Source organism: Tabrizicola sp., assembly GCF_016792905.1.
Classification (GTDB): domain Bacteria; phylum Pseudomonadota; class Alphaproteobacteria; order Rhodobacterales; family Rhodobacteraceae; genus Tabrizicola.
Genome location: NZ_JAEULP010000024.1, coordinates 1 through 15,851, shown reverse-complemented (window position 1 = coordinate 15,851; position 15,851 = coordinate 1). Strand labels below are relative to the sequence as shown.

Here is a 15,851-nt window from a genome sequence, read left to right as displayed (position 1 = left end):
GGTTTCATTGGCAAGGTCGGCCACGCCGCGCAGGATCTCCGGCGCCCGGGATTCGAAGGCCTCGACATCGGCGAAGTGAAACTTCAGTTCGCTGAAGACCTCGGTCAGGACGATCTTGGAGGCGACATCGCCCGCCGCATGCCCGCCCATGCCATCGGCCAGGACAACGAACCCGGCTTCGGCACCGACCGGAAAGTCTGCCGTGATCGCGTCTTCCTGATAGTCACGCGCGCCCTGGCTTATGCCCGAGGCGACATCGTAGCGAGGTTCACGCGATCGCCATATCATGCCCGTCTCCCTCCGCCTCGTAGGTGGACCAGTTGAACTCGGGAGTGCACAATACTTTCAGGACCAGCGTCGTCTCGCCGATCTGGATTTCGTCGCCGTCACCGGCGGTTTCAGTGGACAAAAGCGGTCTGCCGTTCAGGCGCACCAGATTGGACTTGCCGCCATGGCCGACGTGGAATTCATGAGTCACCGGGTCATAGGCGATGGCGGCATGGTTCTGGCGCGAGACCGCCATGTCGCCAAAGTCCAGGGCGACCGTCTGGTCGGTGCCGCGTCCGATCTGCGACACGCCCTGCGACAGGGCGAACGAGGCGCCCTTGCCCGGTCCGTCCTTCACCACCAGCCAACCCGCCGGGAACATCGCATAGCCCTTGCCCGCAGCTGCGGAAACAGCGGCGATGGGGGCGCCGTCGACACCTTCGAACAGCGGGACGACGGCGGCAGGCTGCGCCTCGAAGCCCAGGACGCGGGTCTTGGTACGGCTCGGGCGGCGCGGCGCTTCCGTCGCGGCGGGCGAAAGTGCCGCCGCGCTTTCGGGCGTCGGACCCTCTTCCTCGATGTCCCAGATGCTGCGCGCCGCAGGGACGATGCCCTCGGGCAGCGACGCCTTGGCCTTGACCACCCGGTGCGGCCGCGCGACCGGCGTGTCGGGCGCAGTTTCAGCGTCGGGTGCGGGGACCGGGGCTGGCGATGCGGCGGCCAAAGCTTCGCGCAGCCGCTTCACTTCAAGCTCGGCAAGGGCTGCCATCACGGGATCGGGACCCGCGTCAGCCGTGGCTGCGGAATGACCCGTCTCGTCGGACTCACCAAAGATAGAGCGAAGGAACTTCAAGGCTTTCTCTCCCCATCGTCGTGTTTCGGCAGATGCAGGGCTACCCGGCCACCTCAAGCCGGAATTCCGCATCCATTGTACTTGCACCGCGGCGAATAACAAAACTGTAAGTGGTGACGCCCTTTTCGAACTCTCGCGTCAGGATATCGCGCAGGGCCGTGCCCGTGCCCAGCGTCTCTCCGGACGGGCTGTAGACGAGCAGGACGTCCCCGGCCGCGACGGTGTTGCCCATTCCTTCGGGAACGGCGGTGACGATCGTCTCGGTTCCGGTCGGCGTGTCGGTCATCTCGAACGCCAGGCCTCCCGGCAGGCGGAGCATGTTCGTGACCAGGAGCTTTTCCGCGCTGCTGGTCCCCGTCGTCGCGACCGGCTCCATTCCCTGGGCGGTGGTCGACCGCAGGCTTGACGGCAACGAAAGCAGGCCGACCAGCAAGAGCACCGCAGCCGCCGACACGACCAGCAGATTGCGCGCGCCCGCCGCAATGGGCTGCACGGTCGGCAAGACCGTCGTGGCAGGCGCGGACGCAGCCGCAGCAGCCTGCGCGACAGCAGGGGTCGGTGCCGGGGTTCGGGACGGCACGCCGGGGATCACAGGGGCGATCGCCGGGCTGGTCGTGTCCTCCCCAAGCATCGCGCGCCATTCGGCGACCGATTGCAGCCGGTCGCGCGGGAAGATCGACATCGCCTTGTCGATCGCCTGCAGGAAGCCGCGCGGATAGGCCCGGAACCGTCCCGCAAGCGGGCGCAGCGGATCGCCCTCGCGCCCCGCAATCGCCGACAGCCGCTCTTGCGAGGTCTTCGGCACCTCTCCCGAAATCAGGTGGTAGAAACTGGCCGCGAGGGCGTAGAGATCGCTGCACGGCGCCTGCTTGCTGCCGCTGACGTAGAACTCCTGCGGCGAATACCCGTCCTTCACCACCCGCAATCCCGATACGGCGCGGCTTTTCCGGGTGACTTCCTTGCGCGAGGCGCCGAAGTCGATCAGGATCGGCTCTCCGGTTTCCTTGTCGACAAGCATGTTATCCGGCGAAATATCGCGATGCAGCAGGCCCTGCGCATGGACATGGCCGAGCGCATCCAGCATCCGGTCCAGGAAAACGACGATCTGCTTCGGGGTAAGCGGCCGGGCGCTACCCTCGACTGTCTGCAAGAGATCGGGACCGTCGATGTAGTCCATCGCCATGTAGGCGGTGTCGTTGTCTTCGAAGACGTGGTGGACCTTGACGATGTTGGGATGGTGCAATTGCGACAGCGTCACCGCTTCCTGCAGGAAGCCGCGGACTGCGGTGCGGAATTCATCCTGTTGCGCGCGCGACCGCGCGCCGACGGCCTTCTCGATCCGGCGGCAGAACGTGCTGGGGAAGCACTCCTTGATCACGACCTTACGATCCAGCGAATCCCGAGCGAGATAGACGATGCCGAAGCCACCGCTGTTGAGGAAGGACTCGATCGTGAACTGGCCGAACAGGAGCGTTGTTCCAGGCGGCAGCTCGTCCGCCGCGGTGCCGAGATCAACCTCATCGAATTTGCGCGCTGCTGCAGTCATCACGTCACCCTTCCACGCTTCTGCTATCCCCCATCAGAAGCGCCGTTTCCCCACGTCTAGCCGTTGAGTTGGGCCAAAACGTGAAGCGATTTCGTTCCTTTTCCGCCACAATGTCACAACCAGACGCTGCGGAACGGCCCGGCTCCTTCACGCAGGAGCTTCGTTTTTCTGGCCAAAGTGTGTGTTTTTGCTGCTTTGCCTCCAATTTGGCAGTGTTTTCCCGCAACAATGATCGGCGCGGCAGTCGCCCATCTTTTGCCACAACCTTTGCGGGTGACGCTGCGCTATCCAGCAACGCGGCGACAGGAGAAAACCCCATCCCCTGCCCGATTCCCTTGCCCCGGCCTTGCCCTTTGGTCCTGCGCGTGACACCACGGACGCATGCTGGCGATCTTCCTGAAAACCCTACCGTTCTTTGCCCTGATCGGGCTGGGCTATCTGGCCGGACGCACCCGGTTCTTCTCCGAGGAAGCCACCGCCTATCTGACCCGTTTCGTCTTCTACTTCGCGCTGTCGGCCATGCTCTTCGGCTTCGCCGCAAATCTGGACGTCACGGCAATCTTCAACTGGCGCTTCGTCTTCGCCTATACGCTGGGGACGGGTCTGGTCTGGCTTCTGGTCGCCCTGGTGGCATTGGGGCGGGGCACGAGCCGGGAAGAGGCCGTGTTCGAGGCGCATACCGGCGTGATAGGCAACGTGGGGTTCCTGGGCATACCGATGCTTTCGCTGCTGCTTGGCCCGCAGGCGGTGGGCCCGGTGCTCCTGGTGCTGGCGGTCGACCTGATCGTCTTCTCCTCGATCCTGACCATGGCGATCACCGGCCTGCGTGCCGGTCGGGTCAGCCCGCAGACCTTTGGCAAACTTGCCGTCGGGCTGGTGAAGAACCCGATGATCGTCTCGGTTGTCCTGGGCATTCTCTGGGGCGCGACCGGCCTTGCCCTGCCCGGCCCGGTGGGCGAGTTCATGACACTCCTTGGCGCTGCCGCCACGCCCTGCGCGCTCTTCGCCATCGGCGCCTCGCTGGCCGGTCGGTCGGCAGAACGGATCGAGGTCGCGGCCTGGCTTTCTGTCTCGAAGCTGGTCCTGCACCCTGCCATGGTCGCCGCGGCCTGCTGGCTGCTCGGCGTCTCCGGCTATGCGGCGGGGGTGATGATCGCCGCCGCCGCCCTGCCGGTGGCGGGCAACGTCTTCATCCTTGCGCAGCACTACCGCGTTGCGCCACAACGGGTTTCCACCGCGATCCTTCTGTCGACCGCCGCGTCGGTCCTGACCGTGACAGCGGTGATCGCACTAGTCAGCCAGGGGGGCTACACATGAAAACCGTCTCGGAAAACCGGGCCTTCGGCGGCGTTCAGGGCGTCTACAGCCATGCCTCGCAGGCGACTGGCGGGGACATGACCTTTGGTCTTTTCCTGCCCGAACAGGCCGAGGACGGGCCGGTGCCGCTGCTGTGGTTCCTGTCGGGCCTGACCTGCACGCATGAGAACGCGATGGTCAAGGCCGGCGCGCAGCGCTGGGCGGCGGAGGCGGGGATCGCGCTCTGTTTTCCTGACACCTCGCCGCGTGGCGAGGGGGTGGCGAACGATCCCGACTTCGCGCTGGGGCAGGGGGCGGGGTTCTATGTGAACGCGACGCAGAAACCCTGGGCGCCGCATTTCCGGATGTGGGACTATGTGACGGACGAACTGCCCCGGCTGCTGTTCAACGCCTTCCCGCTGGCCGAGGAGGTGCAGGGGATCACCGGGCATTCGATGGGCGGGCACGGCGCGCTGACCATCGCGATGAGCTTTCCGGGGCGGTTCAAATCCGTCTCGGCCTTCGCGCCGATCTGCAACCCCACGGCGAGTGACTGGGGCCGTCCGCAATTTTCTGCCTATCTCGGGAAAGACGAGTCCACCTGGGCCGCGCATGATGCGACGGTGCTGATGCGGCGCCGGGGATTCGACGGGCCGATGCTGGTCGACCAGGGGACGTCGGACCAGTTCCTCGACAAGCTCCGCCCCGAGGCGCTGGCCGAAGCGATGGCCGCCGCGCGTCAGGGGGGGACATTCCGGATGCAGAAGGGCTATGATCACAGCTATTTCTTTGTCTCGACCTTCATGGAGGACCATGTGTCGTTCCATGCGCAGGCTTTCCTGGGCTAGCGGGCTGCTGCTGGCCTTGTCGTTGGCGCCGCCGGTAGCGGCTGGCCCGGCGGAGTCGGTCCTGACGGCGATCAACGCGGCGCGGGCGAAGGCGGGGTGCGGGCCGCTGCATGTCAACGGGAAGCTGGTGGCGGCGGCGAAATCCCACGCGCGGGCGATGGCGGAGCAGAACTTCTTCGGGCATGCGGGGAAGGACGGCTCGAAGTTTTCCAGCAGGATCGCGCGGCAGGGCTATGACTACCGGACGGCGGCGGAGAATATCGCGGCGGGGCAGAAGTCGGCGGGGCAGGTGGTGGCGAGCTGGCTGCACAGCGCGGGGCACCGGCGGAATATCCTGAACTGCCGGATGACCGAGACCGGGATCGCGGTGGTCTACCAGGCGGACGACCGGCCGATCCGGGGCAATCCGGCCCCCTTGCGCTACTACTGGGTGCAGGTCTTCGCCGCGCCGGGGTGAAGGCGTGTCCACGGTGGACAAGAAATCCGAGTCAACCTTTTCAGTGGGTTGCTTGCGGACGTTCAGCATTCCTTAACTTGTGATCCTCACGCGACCAAGTGCCGTTGCCATGTCTGTTGTGCGGTGGTCCCTGTTGCGGGTAGCGTCATTCCGAACGGAAGGGAGTGACGTGATGCGGAACTTGCTGACGATTGCGCTGGTCGCCGTTGCGGCGATCCTGGGATTCTTCGCCTACCAGTCCAGCCAGAAGGGCAATGCGGTCCAGGCCGATCTTGCCGCCAAGTCCGAGGCGGTCACGGCGCTGGAGGCCGAGAAGGCGAAACTGACCGACGAGATGGCCGCGTTGAAGGCCGAGGGCGAAGCGGCGGCCAAGGCGGCTGCGGATGCGGCGGCGGCGGTCGAGACCGAGGCGAAGGGGCTTCTGGACAAGGTGACGGCGCTGGAGGCCGACAAGACCAAGCTGACCGAAATGGCCGCGACCATGGAGGGCGAGCGGACCAGCCTGTCGGAAAAGGTGATGGCGCTGGAGACCGAGAAGGCGCAGCTGACCGATCAGGTCGCTGCCCTGACCGCCGAAAAGGCCACGCTGACCGAACAGGCGGCGGCGCTTCAGGCGAAGGTGGATGAGCTGACGGCGGCGGCAGGAGCAGCGACCAATCCCTGACCCTGCCTGCCCGCGTCAGCGGATGTCGCGGGCAGGACAGACGGAACCGGGTGGCGCGGATCATCTGCCGCCATGGCACGTTCCCCCGCCCTGACCGGCATCCTGTTCGCCATCGGCGGCACGCTGATCTTTTCGGTCAACGACGTCTCGATCAAGTTCCTGTCGGGCGGCTATGCGCTGCATCAGGTGATCCTGATCCGGGCCTTCGTCGCGATGGCCTTCATCCTGTTCGTCATCAGCCGGTCGGAGCGCGGCTTTTCCCAGCTTGCCACCAGCCGCCCCAGCACGCATCTGGCGCGGGTCTGCATCGTCATGATTTCCAATGTCACCTATTTCGTCGGCCTTGCGACGCTTGATCTGGCCGATGCGGTGGCGGTGGCCTATGTCAGCCCGATCATCATCACGCTGCTGTCCATCGTCTTCCTGGGCGAGAAGGTCGGGCCGCGCCGCTGGGCGGCGGTGATGATCGGGATGCTGGGGGTGATCGTCATGCTGCGCCCCGGGGCGGGGGTGATCCAGCCCGCGGCGCTTCTGGTGCTGATCTCGGCGGTGATGTACGCCAGCGGCAACCTCTTGGTGCGGCACATGGGCGGCACCGAAAGCGCGATGACGCTAAGTTTCTATGTGCAGGCCGGGTTCATCGTGGTCAGTCTGGCGATGGGCCTCTGGGTCGGCGACGGGCATCTGGCGACCGACAACAAGCTTTGGGCCTTCCTGTTCCGGCCATGGATCTGGCCGCCGTTGGAGGACTGGCCGGTGTTCCTGGCCACCGGGCTGTCGGTCGGCATCGGCGGGATGATGGTGACGCAGGCCTATCGCACAACGGAAGCCGGGCTGATCGCACCCTTCGAATATGTGGGCATGCCGCTGGCGATCCTCTGGGGGCTGGTGGTCTTTGGCACCTTCCCGGATGCGGTGTCCTGGGTGGGGATTGCGCTGATCTGCGGCTCCGGCCTTTATGTGATCTGGCGGGAAACGGTGCTGAGACGGGAAAGCGATGCAGCCTGAGGCAGTGATCTTCGACATCGGCAACGTGCTGACCCGCTGGCAGCCCGAGGCCTTCTACGACCGGGTGCTGGGTGAGGACCGGCGGCGCGCCTTGTTCGGCGCGGTGGACCTGCACGGGATGAATGCGCTGGTCGATGACGGGGCGCTGTTCCGCGAGACGATCTACGGTTGGGCCGACCGGCACCCGGATTGGGCCGCGGAAATCCGCATGTGGTATGACCGCTGGATCGAGCTGGCGAGCCCGCGCATCGAGGGCTCCATTGCGCTGCTCAGGGCCTTGCGGGCCAAGGGTGTGCCGGTGTTCTGCCTGACGAATTTCGGCAGCTACTCCTATGAGGAAGCGCGGAGCAAGCTGGATTTCCTGGGCGAGTTCGACCGCGAATATGTCTCGGGCCGGTTGCGGGTTTCCAAACCCGATCCGCGCATCTATCAGGCGGTGGAGGATGACTGCGGCATCGCGCCGGACCGGCTGCTGTTCGCCGATGACCGGGCCGACAACATCACCGCCGCCGCCCGGAGGGGCTGGCGGACGCATCAATTCGAAAGCTGGCAGGGCTGGGCAGAACGCCTGGTGGCCGAGGGACTTTTGACCATGAAGGAAGCAGGACTGTGACCGAGATCGTTCCGAAAGAGGCCGAGGCGCTTTTGTCCTGGCGCGGGCTGCTTGACGCCTTCGAGGCGGGGCACAGGCTGCCGCTCTCTGACATCAAGGACATGTTCCTGTATCGTGACAAGGACACGATCCTGAACCGGGGCGCCTGGATCGACGGGCTGGGGGCGCTGGTCAAGGCGGCGACGGTGTTTCCGGGCAATGCGGCCAAGGGTCTGCCGACGATCTATGGCGTGGTCAGCCTGTTCGACGACGTGACGGGCGATCTGAACGCGATCCTCGATTTCCATCTGGTGACGAAGTGGAAGACGGCGGGGGACAGTCTGTTGTCGGCCTCGCGCCTGGCCCGGAAGGAGTCGCGGGAGTTCCTGCTGGTCGGCGCGGGGGCAGTGGCGCGGAGCATGGTCGAGGCCTATTCCTCGGTCTTCCCCGAGGCGCGGTTCACCGTCTGGAGCCGGACCCGCGAGAGTGCCGCGGCGATGGGCCTGCCGGTGGCGGATGATCTGGAGACGGCGGTCAGGAAGGCCGACGTGATCTGCTCGGCCACGATGGCGACCAGCCCGCTGATCAAGGGCGAGTGGTTGCAGCCAGGCCAGCACATCGACCTGATCGGCGCCTACAAGCCGGGGATGCGCGAGGTGGACGACCGGGCGATGCAACGCGCGCGGGTCTTCGTGGACAGCCGCAAGACCACGATCCATCACATCGGCGAGTTGATGGACCCGATTGCTTCGGGAGCGATCACGGAAGCCGATGTGGTGGCGGATTTCTACGACGATCCGGCACTGTTCAGCCGCCGGTCGGAGGACGAGATCACCATCGCCAAGAACGGCGGCGGGGCGCATCTGGACCTGATGACGGCGAGTTACATCGCAGCGTGCTGGCGGGCCCGGTGATCAGGCCCGGGCCGGGCGACGCAGGATCAGCGCCAGCGGCATGGCCAGAAGCGTGACCCACATCATCAGGTAGAAATCGTCGACGTAGGAGATCATCGCGGCCTGGATGTTGACCAGGTTGTCCAGGGTTTGCAGGGTCGTGGGATCGCCGCTGACAGCGGCGGGGAAAGCCTTGGCCAGCACCGGGTTGTAGGGCTGGATGAAGGCGCCAAGCTCGCCATGGTTGATCTGGATGTTGCGGGTCAGCGCGGCGGTGACGATGGAGATACCGATGGAGGAGCCGATGTTGCGCACCAGGCTGAACAGGCTGGTCGCATCGGCGCGGAAGCGGGGCTCCAGCGTGGCGAAGGCGATGGTCGAGAGCGGCACGAAGACGAGGCCGAGGCCCAGGCCCTGCACGATACCGCTGCGGATGATCGGCCAGCTGTCCATCTGCGGGGTGAAGCCGGTCATCTCGTAAAGCGACAGGGCGGTCAGCGTCAGGCCCGCCAGCACCAGCGCGCGGGGGTCGACGACGCGGACCAGGCGGCCGACGACCAGCATCGAGATCATCGTGCCCACCCCGCGCGGGGCCATGACCCAGCCGGTGGTGATGACGGGATAGCCCAGGATGCGCGACAGCATGGGGGGGAGGAGCGCGAGGCTGGCCAGGAGGATGATGCCGACGACGAAGATGAAGATCAGGCCGATGCGGAAGTTGCGGTCGCGGAACATCTGGGGATCGAGGAACGGGTGTTCCTTGGTCAGGATGTGGACGCAGAACATCCAGAAGCCCGAGATGGTGAGGAGAAGGTAGATCCAGGTCTCGGCGGCGGCGAACCAGTCGACCTCGCCGCCCCGGTCGAGCATCAGCTGCAAGGCGCCGATGGCGAGCGACAAGAGCGCGAAGCCCGTCATGTCGAAGCTGCGCCGCTTGCGGGGAATGCGCGGCAGGTAGGCGAGGCAGCCCAGAAGCGCCAGCGCGCCGACGGGAAGGTTGATCAGGAAGACCCAGCGCCAGTTGTAGCTTTCGGTCAGCCAGCCGCCGAGGGTGGGGCCGATGATCGGGCCGACCATGATCCCGGCGCCCCACATCGCCATGGCCTGCCCGGCCCGCTCGCGCGGGTTGATGTCGAGGAGGAAAGTCTGCGACAGGGGCACGATGGCCGCGCCGAAGACGCCCTGCATCAGGCGGAAGGCGACCATGGACGGCAGGCTCCAGGCGATGCCGCAGGCGAGCGAGCTGGCGACGAAGCCGACGATGGAAATCAGGAACAGCTCGCGCTTGCCCAGGCGGTCGGCGAGCCAGCCCGTGACGGGCGTCATGATCGCCGCCGCGACGATATAGCTGGTCAGGACCCAGGTGATCGTGTCCTGCGAGGCGCCGAGATCGCCGGTCATCGACGGCAGCGCGACGTTGGCGATGGTCGTATCCAGGACCTGCATGATCGTCGCCGCCATGATCGACAGCGTGATCAGCCCGCGATGCTTGACCTCGATGGACGGGGCCGATCCCGCAGGGCCGACGGGCACCGCTTCCGGGATGTCGGACATCGGACCTTACTCCCTGGCCGCCAGCTGTGTGTCGGCGGCGGCCGAGGTGTCGACGGTCACGTCCGCGCTCAGGCCCGAGGCAAGGGCCGCCGCTCCGGCCGGATCGTCCAGCTTGATCCGTACCGGCACACGCTGCGTCACCTTCACCCAGTTGCCGGTCGCGTTCTGCGCGGGCAGGAGCGAAAACTCCGCCCCGGTGCCGGCGCCGATGGCCTCGACCGTGCCGGTGAAGGTCCGGCCCGGCGCCGCGTCGAACTCGACCTCGGCCTTCTGCCCTGGAGCCAGGTCGGCAAGCTGGGTTTCCTTGAAATTGGCGTCAACCCAGGCTTCGCCGGTTTCGACCAGCGCAAAGACCGGCTGCCCGGCGGCCAGCATCACCCCTTCGTGGAACGAGGCGGCCTGATAGATCACCCCGTCCGCAGGCGCGGTGACGCGGGTGACGGAGAGGTTGTAATTGGCCCGGTCCAGCTCGGCCATGGCGGCCCGGACGGCGGGGTGGTCGTCGGTCGCGGCGGCTGGGTCGCCCCCGAGCGCGGCACGGGCGGCGTCGGCGGTCAGCTTGGCGACCTCGGCCTTTTCGCGGGCCTGTTGGCTGGCGTGACGGGTTTCGTCCAGCGCGCTGGTCGAGGTCACGCCCTTGCCCGACAGGGCCTGCTGCCGGGCCAGTTCGTCCGCCTGGTAGGTGGCATCATCCGCGGCGAGCGCGGCCTGCGCTTCGGCCTGCGCAAGGGCGGCCTTCAGCTGTTCGACCTGCAACCGGGCCGCGTTCACGGCGGCCTGGGCCTGCGCGACAGCCAGCTCGTAGGGCTGCGGATCGACCTGGAACAGCAAGTCCCCGGCCTTGACCGGCTGCAATTCATGCACGTTCACCGCGACGACGCGGCCCGCCACCGTGGGCGCGACCGAGATGCGCGCCTGGTGCAGATAGGCGTTTTCGGTGCTTTCCTGAGCCGCCCCGGTCAGCCACCAGCCGCCGACGCCCGCCACCAGAAGGGCGGGCACCGACAGCATCAGGAGCGCCTTGCGCAGCGGGCGGGCCTTCCTGGGCGCGGGCGTCGGATCGGGTGCCGACACGGGGGCAGGCGATGCCGGTGCAGCGGCGGCGGAAGCTTCGATGGGCGAGGTGCGGGCGTTCATTTCACGGTCTCGATCGGTGAGGGGGCAGGGGCGGCCGAACCCACGGCGGGGTCGGGGGCCTTCAGGTTTTCGGTGATCTTCAGGAGTGCGGCATGGAAGACGCGGCGGTCGGCGTCGGTGAGCCCGGCGAGCGCCTCGTCGTAGATCGCCTCGATGATCTGCTTTGCCTCCGGGCCGATCTGGCGGGCCTTGTCGGTCGCCACCACGATGCGCGCGCGGCGGTCGTCGGGATGCGCTTCGCGGCGCAGCCAGCCGCCCTGTTCCATCCGGTCGATCAGACGCGAGACGCTGATCGGCTCGACCTCCAGCAGCGTGGCAAGTGCTGCCTGGGTGGATGGCCCTTCGCGCAGAAGCTGGCCAAGCAGGCGCCATTGCGCCGCCGACAGCCCGTGCGCGGCGGTCCGGTGCTCGAACCGGCTCCAGAGCTTGCGGGACGCCTCTTGCAGCAGGGGTCCGAGTTTTTCGATGCGATGATTCATTAAGCGTGCTTACTATAAGCGCAGCTATCATTCAAGCGGTGCGATGACGCCCGTTTGCATGGCAGGCTTGCGTGCACCGCATGGCATCCGTGCAGCGCCGCCCCTTCCAAAGCCGGGAGCTTGGCGTCACACTTCCCTTCCGAGGGGCAGCGCGCCGGGCTGCCGAGGGATGGGAGAGTTGCAGATGACGACGATGACCGCCCGGCCCGAGGGCGCAACCTTTGTGCTGCTGCTGGTCGTGCTGGGGATTTGCCATCTGCTGAACGACCTGATCCAGGCGCTGATCCCGGCGATCTATCCGATCCTGAGGGCGGAGTTCGCGCTGGATCTGGTGCAGATCGGGATGATCACCATGACCTTCCAGATCGCCGGGTCGCTGTTCCAGCCGCTGGTCGGGCTTTACACCGACCGCCGGCCGCTGCCCTATTCCGCCGCAGTCGGCATGGGGTTCACGCTGACCGGCATCACGGCACTGGCCTTCGCGCCGAGCTATGCGATGGTCCTTGCCTCGGTTGCCTGCATCGGCATCGGCTCGTCGATCTTCCACCCCGAGGCGACACGGATGGCGCGCTACGCCGCGCAGGGCCGGGCGGGGCTGGCGCAGGGCATCTTCCAGGTCGGCGGCCAGGTCGGCGGGGCGGTGGCACCGCTGGCGGCGGCGCTGGTGATCGTGCCCCTGGGGCAGTCGAGCCTGGCGGGCTTTGCCGTGGCGCCGGTCCTGGCCATGGTCCTCTTGATCGGCATCGCGCGCCACCACGACCGCCTGCGCGAGGCGTTCCATGTGACGGCGACGGCGGCGCGGTCGCAGGCAACGGCAGCGCTGAGCCCGGGCCAGGTCCGGCTGGGGCTGGTGATCCTGATCCTGCTGATGGCCTCGAAGCTGGCCTATCAGGAAAGCTTCCGGTCGTTCTACACCTTCTACGTCATCGAGACCTTCGGCGTCTCGATCGCGCAGTCGCAGGTGCTTCTGTTCGTGATCTTCATCTCGTCGGCGATCGGCGTGCTGATCGGCGGAATCGTCGGCGACCGGATCGGGCGGCACCGGATCATCTGGATTTCCATCCTTGGCCCGCTGCCGCTGACCCTCATGCTGCCGCATGTCGGGCTGGCGGGGACGGTTGCGCTGACCGTGCTGATCAACCTGGTCATGGCCAGCGCCTTCGCCTCGATCATGCTTTACGCCATGGACCTGATGCCGGGACGGATCGGCCTGATCGGCGGGGTGTTCTACGGGCTGAACTTTGCGCTGGGCGGTGTGGCGGCGGCGCTTCTGGGTGCCCTGGCCGACCGGATCGGGCTGCACGAGGTCTATGTGATCTGCTCGGTCCTGCCGGTCGTGGGCCTTGTGACCTGGTTCCTGCCGAAGACCGGGGCATAGGGTCCTCGGCGGCGGATCGCTACATCCGCGAGCTGTTCATGTGCGGTCCCGAGGGCTTCATGCAGCCCACGGCAGGCGAGTGATCCTGCCGACGCCGTACCCCTTCTTGGTAACATGACCGGGAGGGACGGGTCGGCCAATCTCTGGTCCAGAGCAGCAATCTGGGAACATCACGGTGCAGCACGCGAGCGAGGCCTGTCAGCTGATCGGACTTGGCCGGAGCTACGGCAGGGGGGCGTCGGCCCACCGCGCGCTGGACGGCATCGACCTGTCCATCCGGGCGAATGAGTTCTTCACTCTGCTCGGGCCCTCGGGCTGCGGCAAGACCACTCTGCTGCGCCTTATTGCCGGCTTCGATCAGCCGACTTCGGGCCAGATTTCCATCTTCGGCGAGGACGTGGCGGGCCTGCCACCCGAGGATCGGCCGGTGAACACGGTGTTCCAGCACTATGCCCTGTTTCCGCATCTGACGGTGGCGCAGAACGTCGGTTTTGCCCTGCGGATGCTGGGCAGTCCGCAGTCCGAGATTGCCGCAAGCGTGGCCCGAATGGTGGCTCTGGTCGGGCTTGAGGGAATGGAACATCGCCGCCCGGACCAGCTTTCGGGTGGCCAGAAGCAGCGGGTGGCCCTTGCCCGTGCCTTGGCGCCAGGGCCGAAGATCCTGCTCCTGGACGAGCCTCTGTCGGCGCTGGACGCAAAGCTGCGGCAGCGGATGCGGTCGGAGCTGAAGGCCCTGCAGCGCGAGACCGGCATCACCTTTGTCTTCGTCACCCATGATCAGGACGAGGCTTTGGCGATGTCGGACCGGATCGCGGTGATGCAGGGCGGGCGGGTCCAGCAGCTCGGTCGGCCGGATGAGATCTACGAGGCCCCCGCCAACCGCTTTGTTGCCGATTTCATTGGCGGCGCGAACCTGATCCCTGCACGGATCGGGTCGCAGGGTGCCGAGGCAGAGGGTCTGGGTGTGATCCCGGCGACAGGGGAGCCTGGTGCCGCAGTGACGCTGGTCATCCGCCCCGAAAGGCTCGCGATCCTGCCCGCGACCCAGAAAGCGAAGGACGACCTGGGGCCGCTCACCGTGGTCGAGCGCATCTACATGGGCAATGAGCTGTCCTTCCGGCTGGAAGGAGCCGCGGTGCCCCTGCATGTCACCCTGCCGCGGGGCGGCCTGCGCGGGGCGCTGGATTTCTCGCCCGGCGACCGTGTTGCCCTGCGACCCGAGGCCGGGGCCATCCGGGTCCTGGCATCATGAAGCTCCACCGCCTGCTTCTCGCCCCGTCGCTGGGCACGATCCTGATCTTCATGGCGCTGCCGATTTCGCTGACCACGCTCTACTCGGTGCTGAGCCCCGCGCAATACGGCGGCGTTATCTGGCAGCCATCGGCCGAGGCCTATGTCCGGCTCTTGTTCGAGCGGGACATTTTCGACGACACGCTGACTTTCAACGCCGACTACCTGCAAATCCTTGGCCGGTCGGTCGTGCAGGCGGGGCTGGCCACGATCCTCTGTCTGCTGATAGGCCTGCCGACCGCATGGTTCATTGCGACAAGGCCAGCGGGGAAAAAGTCGCTGTGGCTGATGCTGGTGACGGTGCCCTATTGGGTCAACCTGCTGGTCCGCACCATCGCGCTGCTCTTGATCCTGCGCGACGAGGGGCCGGTCAATGGTGCGCTGCAATCGCTGGGCCTGACCGACGGGCCTTTGTCGCTGGCCTACAACAACTTTGCCATCGGGCTGGGACTGGTGTCCTCGTTCCTGCCCTTCATGATCCTGCCGCTTTATGCAGCCATCGAACGGTTCGACTTTTCGCTTCTGGAGGCCGCCTACGACCTGCACGCCAGCCGCTGGCAGGCGGTGTGGTCGGTGATCCTGCCGATCCTGCGGCCCGGCCTGATTGCCGGGGGGCTGCTGGTCTTCATCCCCGGCATCGGCAGCTACCTGGCCCCCGACATCCTCGGCGGCGGCAAGACCCTGATGCTGGGCAACCTGATCGGGATGCAGTTCCAGGGCAGCCGCAACTGGCCCTTCGGGGCGGCGCTGTCGACCGTGCTGATGACTGTCACCCTGGTCGCGCTGATCCTGGTCGCCCGCCGAGCCGCGCGGGAGGAGGCGTGATGGCCCTTTTCGACAGGCGCGCGAGCGATACCCGCAACCTGCCCGGCACCGGCCTGACGGCGGCGCTGGCGGTGGCCTTCCTCTATGCGCCGATCCTGTTCCTGGTGCTTTACAGCTTCAACGACGGACGGTCGATCAGCCGGTTGGACGGGGTTTCCCTGCGCTGGTACCGGGCAGTCTTCGCCAACGAGGAAATCGGCCGGGCGACGCTGAATTCGGTCCTGCTGGCGGTGATCGCGGCCAGCCTGGCCACCGTCATGGCCACGGCCGCCGCATTGGCCATGGTGCGGATGCGGGTGCGTCGCAGGACGGCGGCCCATGCAGTACTGAACTTTCCGCTGATGGTGCCCGAGATCGTTACTGCCATCGCCAGCCTGATCTTCTTTTCCGCCATCGGCCTGGGCCTGGGCTTCGGCTCGCTGGTCATCGCGCATACCACTTTCTGCATCCCCTTCGCCTATCTGCCGATTGCCGCGAGGCTGACCTCGATGGACCCGGGGCTCGAGGTGGCAGCGGCCGATCTTTACGCCCGGCCGTTGCGGCGGTTCACGCTGATCACCCTGCCGCTGCTGGCACCGGGGCTGCTGTCCGGGTGGCTTCTCGCCTTTATCGTCAGCCTCGATGATTTCATCATCTCGTCCATGCTCTCCGGCCCCGGATCGACCACGCTGCCGGTCCATATCTATTCGATGCTGCGCCTTGGCATCACGCCCGAGGTCAACGCGGTGTCCTCGCTGATGGTCGCGGCCTCGGCGCTTGTCGTC

General features: G+C 66.5%; 16 protein-coding genes and 1 pseudogene. 11 read left to right on the top strand and 6 right to left on the bottom strand.

Annotation, left to right across the window (positions count from 1 at the left end):
- From JNL31_RS04765 to JNL31_RS04755, 3 genes and pseudogenes are all read right to left on the bottom strand, one after another.
- Window positions 1-285, bottom strand: a pseudogene (locus JNL31_RS04765) (serine/threonine-protein phosphatase); the annotation flags it as partial.
- A complete protein-coding gene (locus tag JNL31_RS04760) occupies window positions 269-1,036 on the bottom strand; it encodes an FHA domain-containing protein (RefSeq protein ID WP_294970618.1) in 768 nt (255 codons plus the stop codon). The pseudogene JNL31_RS04765 and the gene JNL31_RS04760, both read right to left, overlap by 17 nt.
- Window positions 1,037-1,160: 124 nt before the next feature.
- On the bottom strand, window positions 1,161-2,666 hold the full coding sequence (locus JNL31_RS04755; RefSeq protein WP_294970616.1) for a serine/threonine-protein kinase: 1,506 nt from the start codon (window positions 2,664-2,666) through the stop codon (window positions 1,161-1,163).
- A gap of 381 nt (window positions 2,667-3,047) precedes the next feature.
- Here JNL31_RS04755 and JNL31_RS04750 point away from each other — a divergent pair, with 381 nt between their 5' ends.
- The 7 genes from JNL31_RS04750 (at window position 3,048) to JNL31_RS04720 (ending at window position 8,445) form a co-directional block, all read left to right on the top strand.
- Window positions 3,048-3,983, top strand: coding sequence for an AEC family transporter (locus JNL31_RS04750; RefSeq protein WP_294970614.1), 936 nt, complete (start codon window positions 3,048-3,050; stop codon window positions 3,981-3,983).
- Window positions 3,980-4,810, top strand: coding sequence for an S-formylglutathione hydrolase (gene fghA / locus JNL31_RS04745; protein ID WP_294970613.1), 831 nt, complete (start codon window positions 3,980-3,982; stop codon window positions 4,808-4,810). Before JNL31_RS04750 ends, fghA begins: the two co-directional genes overlap by 4 nt.
- Window positions 4,788-5,267: a CAP domain-containing protein gene (locus JNL31_RS04740; protein WP_294970611.1), complete on the top strand. Its 480-nt coding sequence runs from the start codon at window positions 4,788-4,790 to the stop codon at window positions 5,265-5,267. The genes fghA and JNL31_RS04740 overlap by 23 nt, the downstream gene beginning before the upstream one ends.
- Before the next feature lie 172 nt (window positions 5,268-5,439).
- On the top strand, window positions 5,440-5,931 hold the full coding sequence (locus JNL31_RS04735; protein WP_294970610.1) for a hypothetical protein: 492 nt from the start codon (window positions 5,440-5,442) through the stop codon (window positions 5,929-5,931).
- Window positions 5,932-6,003: 72 nt separating this feature from the next.
- The gene (locus JNL31_RS04730; RefSeq protein WP_294970608.1) at window positions 6,004-6,939 is read left to right on the top strand and encodes a DMT family transporter; all 936 of its coding nucleotides are present in this window, start codon (window positions 6,004-6,006) and stop codon (window positions 6,937-6,939) included.
- On the top strand, window positions 6,929-7,552 hold the full coding sequence (locus JNL31_RS04725; RefSeq protein ID WP_294970606.1) for an HAD family phosphatase: 624 nt from the start codon (window positions 6,929-6,931) through the stop codon (window positions 7,550-7,552). Before JNL31_RS04730 ends, JNL31_RS04725 begins: the two co-directional genes overlap by 11 nt.
- The gene (locus tag JNL31_RS04720; RefSeq protein ID WP_294970604.1) at window positions 7,549-8,445 is read left to right on the top strand and encodes an ornithine cyclodeaminase; all 897 of its coding nucleotides are present in this window, start codon (window positions 7,549-7,551) and stop codon (window positions 8,443-8,445) included. Before JNL31_RS04725 ends, JNL31_RS04720 begins: the two co-directional genes overlap by 4 nt.
- On the opposite strand, the gene JNL31_RS04715 is transcribed toward JNL31_RS04720, so the two are convergent.
- Genes JNL31_RS04715 through JNL31_RS04705 form a run of 3 tightly spaced genes read right to left on the bottom strand, consistent with a single transcriptional unit; the run spans window position 8,446 to window position 11,594 of the window.
- A complete protein-coding gene (locus tag JNL31_RS04715) occupies window positions 8,446-9,978 on the bottom strand; it encodes a DHA2 family efflux MFS transporter permease subunit (RefSeq protein WP_294970602.1) in 1,533 nt (510 codons plus the stop codon).
- Between the two features lie 6 nt (window positions 9,979-9,984).
- A complete protein-coding gene (locus tag JNL31_RS04710; RefSeq protein ID WP_294970600.1) occupies window positions 9,985-11,115 on the bottom strand; it encodes an HlyD family secretion protein in 1,131 nt (376 codons plus the stop codon).
- Window positions 11,112-11,594, bottom strand: a complete 483-nt coding sequence (locus JNL31_RS04705; RefSeq protein ID WP_294970598.1) for a MarR family transcriptional regulator — start codon at window positions 11,592-11,594, stop codon at window positions 11,112-11,114. Before JNL31_RS04705 ends, JNL31_RS04710 begins: the two co-directional genes overlap by 4 nt.
- 184 nt (window positions 11,595-11,778) lie before the next feature.
- Between JNL31_RS04705 and JNL31_RS04700 the strand changes: the two genes are divergently transcribed.
- The 4 genes from JNL31_RS04700 to JNL31_RS04685 form a co-directional block, all read left to right on the top strand.
- Window positions 11,779-12,972, top strand: coding sequence for an MFS transporter (locus JNL31_RS04700; RefSeq protein ID WP_294970596.1), 1,194 nt, complete (start codon window positions 11,779-11,781; stop codon window positions 12,970-12,972).
- A gap of 175 nt (window positions 12,973-13,147) precedes the next feature.
- On the top strand, window positions 13,148-14,224 hold the full coding sequence (locus JNL31_RS04695; protein WP_294970594.1) for an ABC transporter ATP-binding protein: 1,077 nt from the start codon (window positions 13,148-13,150) through the stop codon (window positions 14,222-14,224).
- Window positions 14,221-15,087, top strand: a complete 867-nt coding sequence (locus JNL31_RS04690) for an ABC transporter permease (protein WP_294970592.1) — start codon at window positions 14,221-14,223, stop codon at window positions 15,085-15,087. Before JNL31_RS04695 ends, JNL31_RS04690 begins: the two co-directional genes overlap by 4 nt.
- Window positions 15,087-15,851, top strand: a 765-nt coding sequence (locus JNL31_RS04685; RefSeq protein ID WP_294970590.1) for an ABC transporter permease, incomplete at its 3' end; no start/stop codon positions are given. The genes JNL31_RS04690 and JNL31_RS04685, both read left to right, overlap by 1 nt.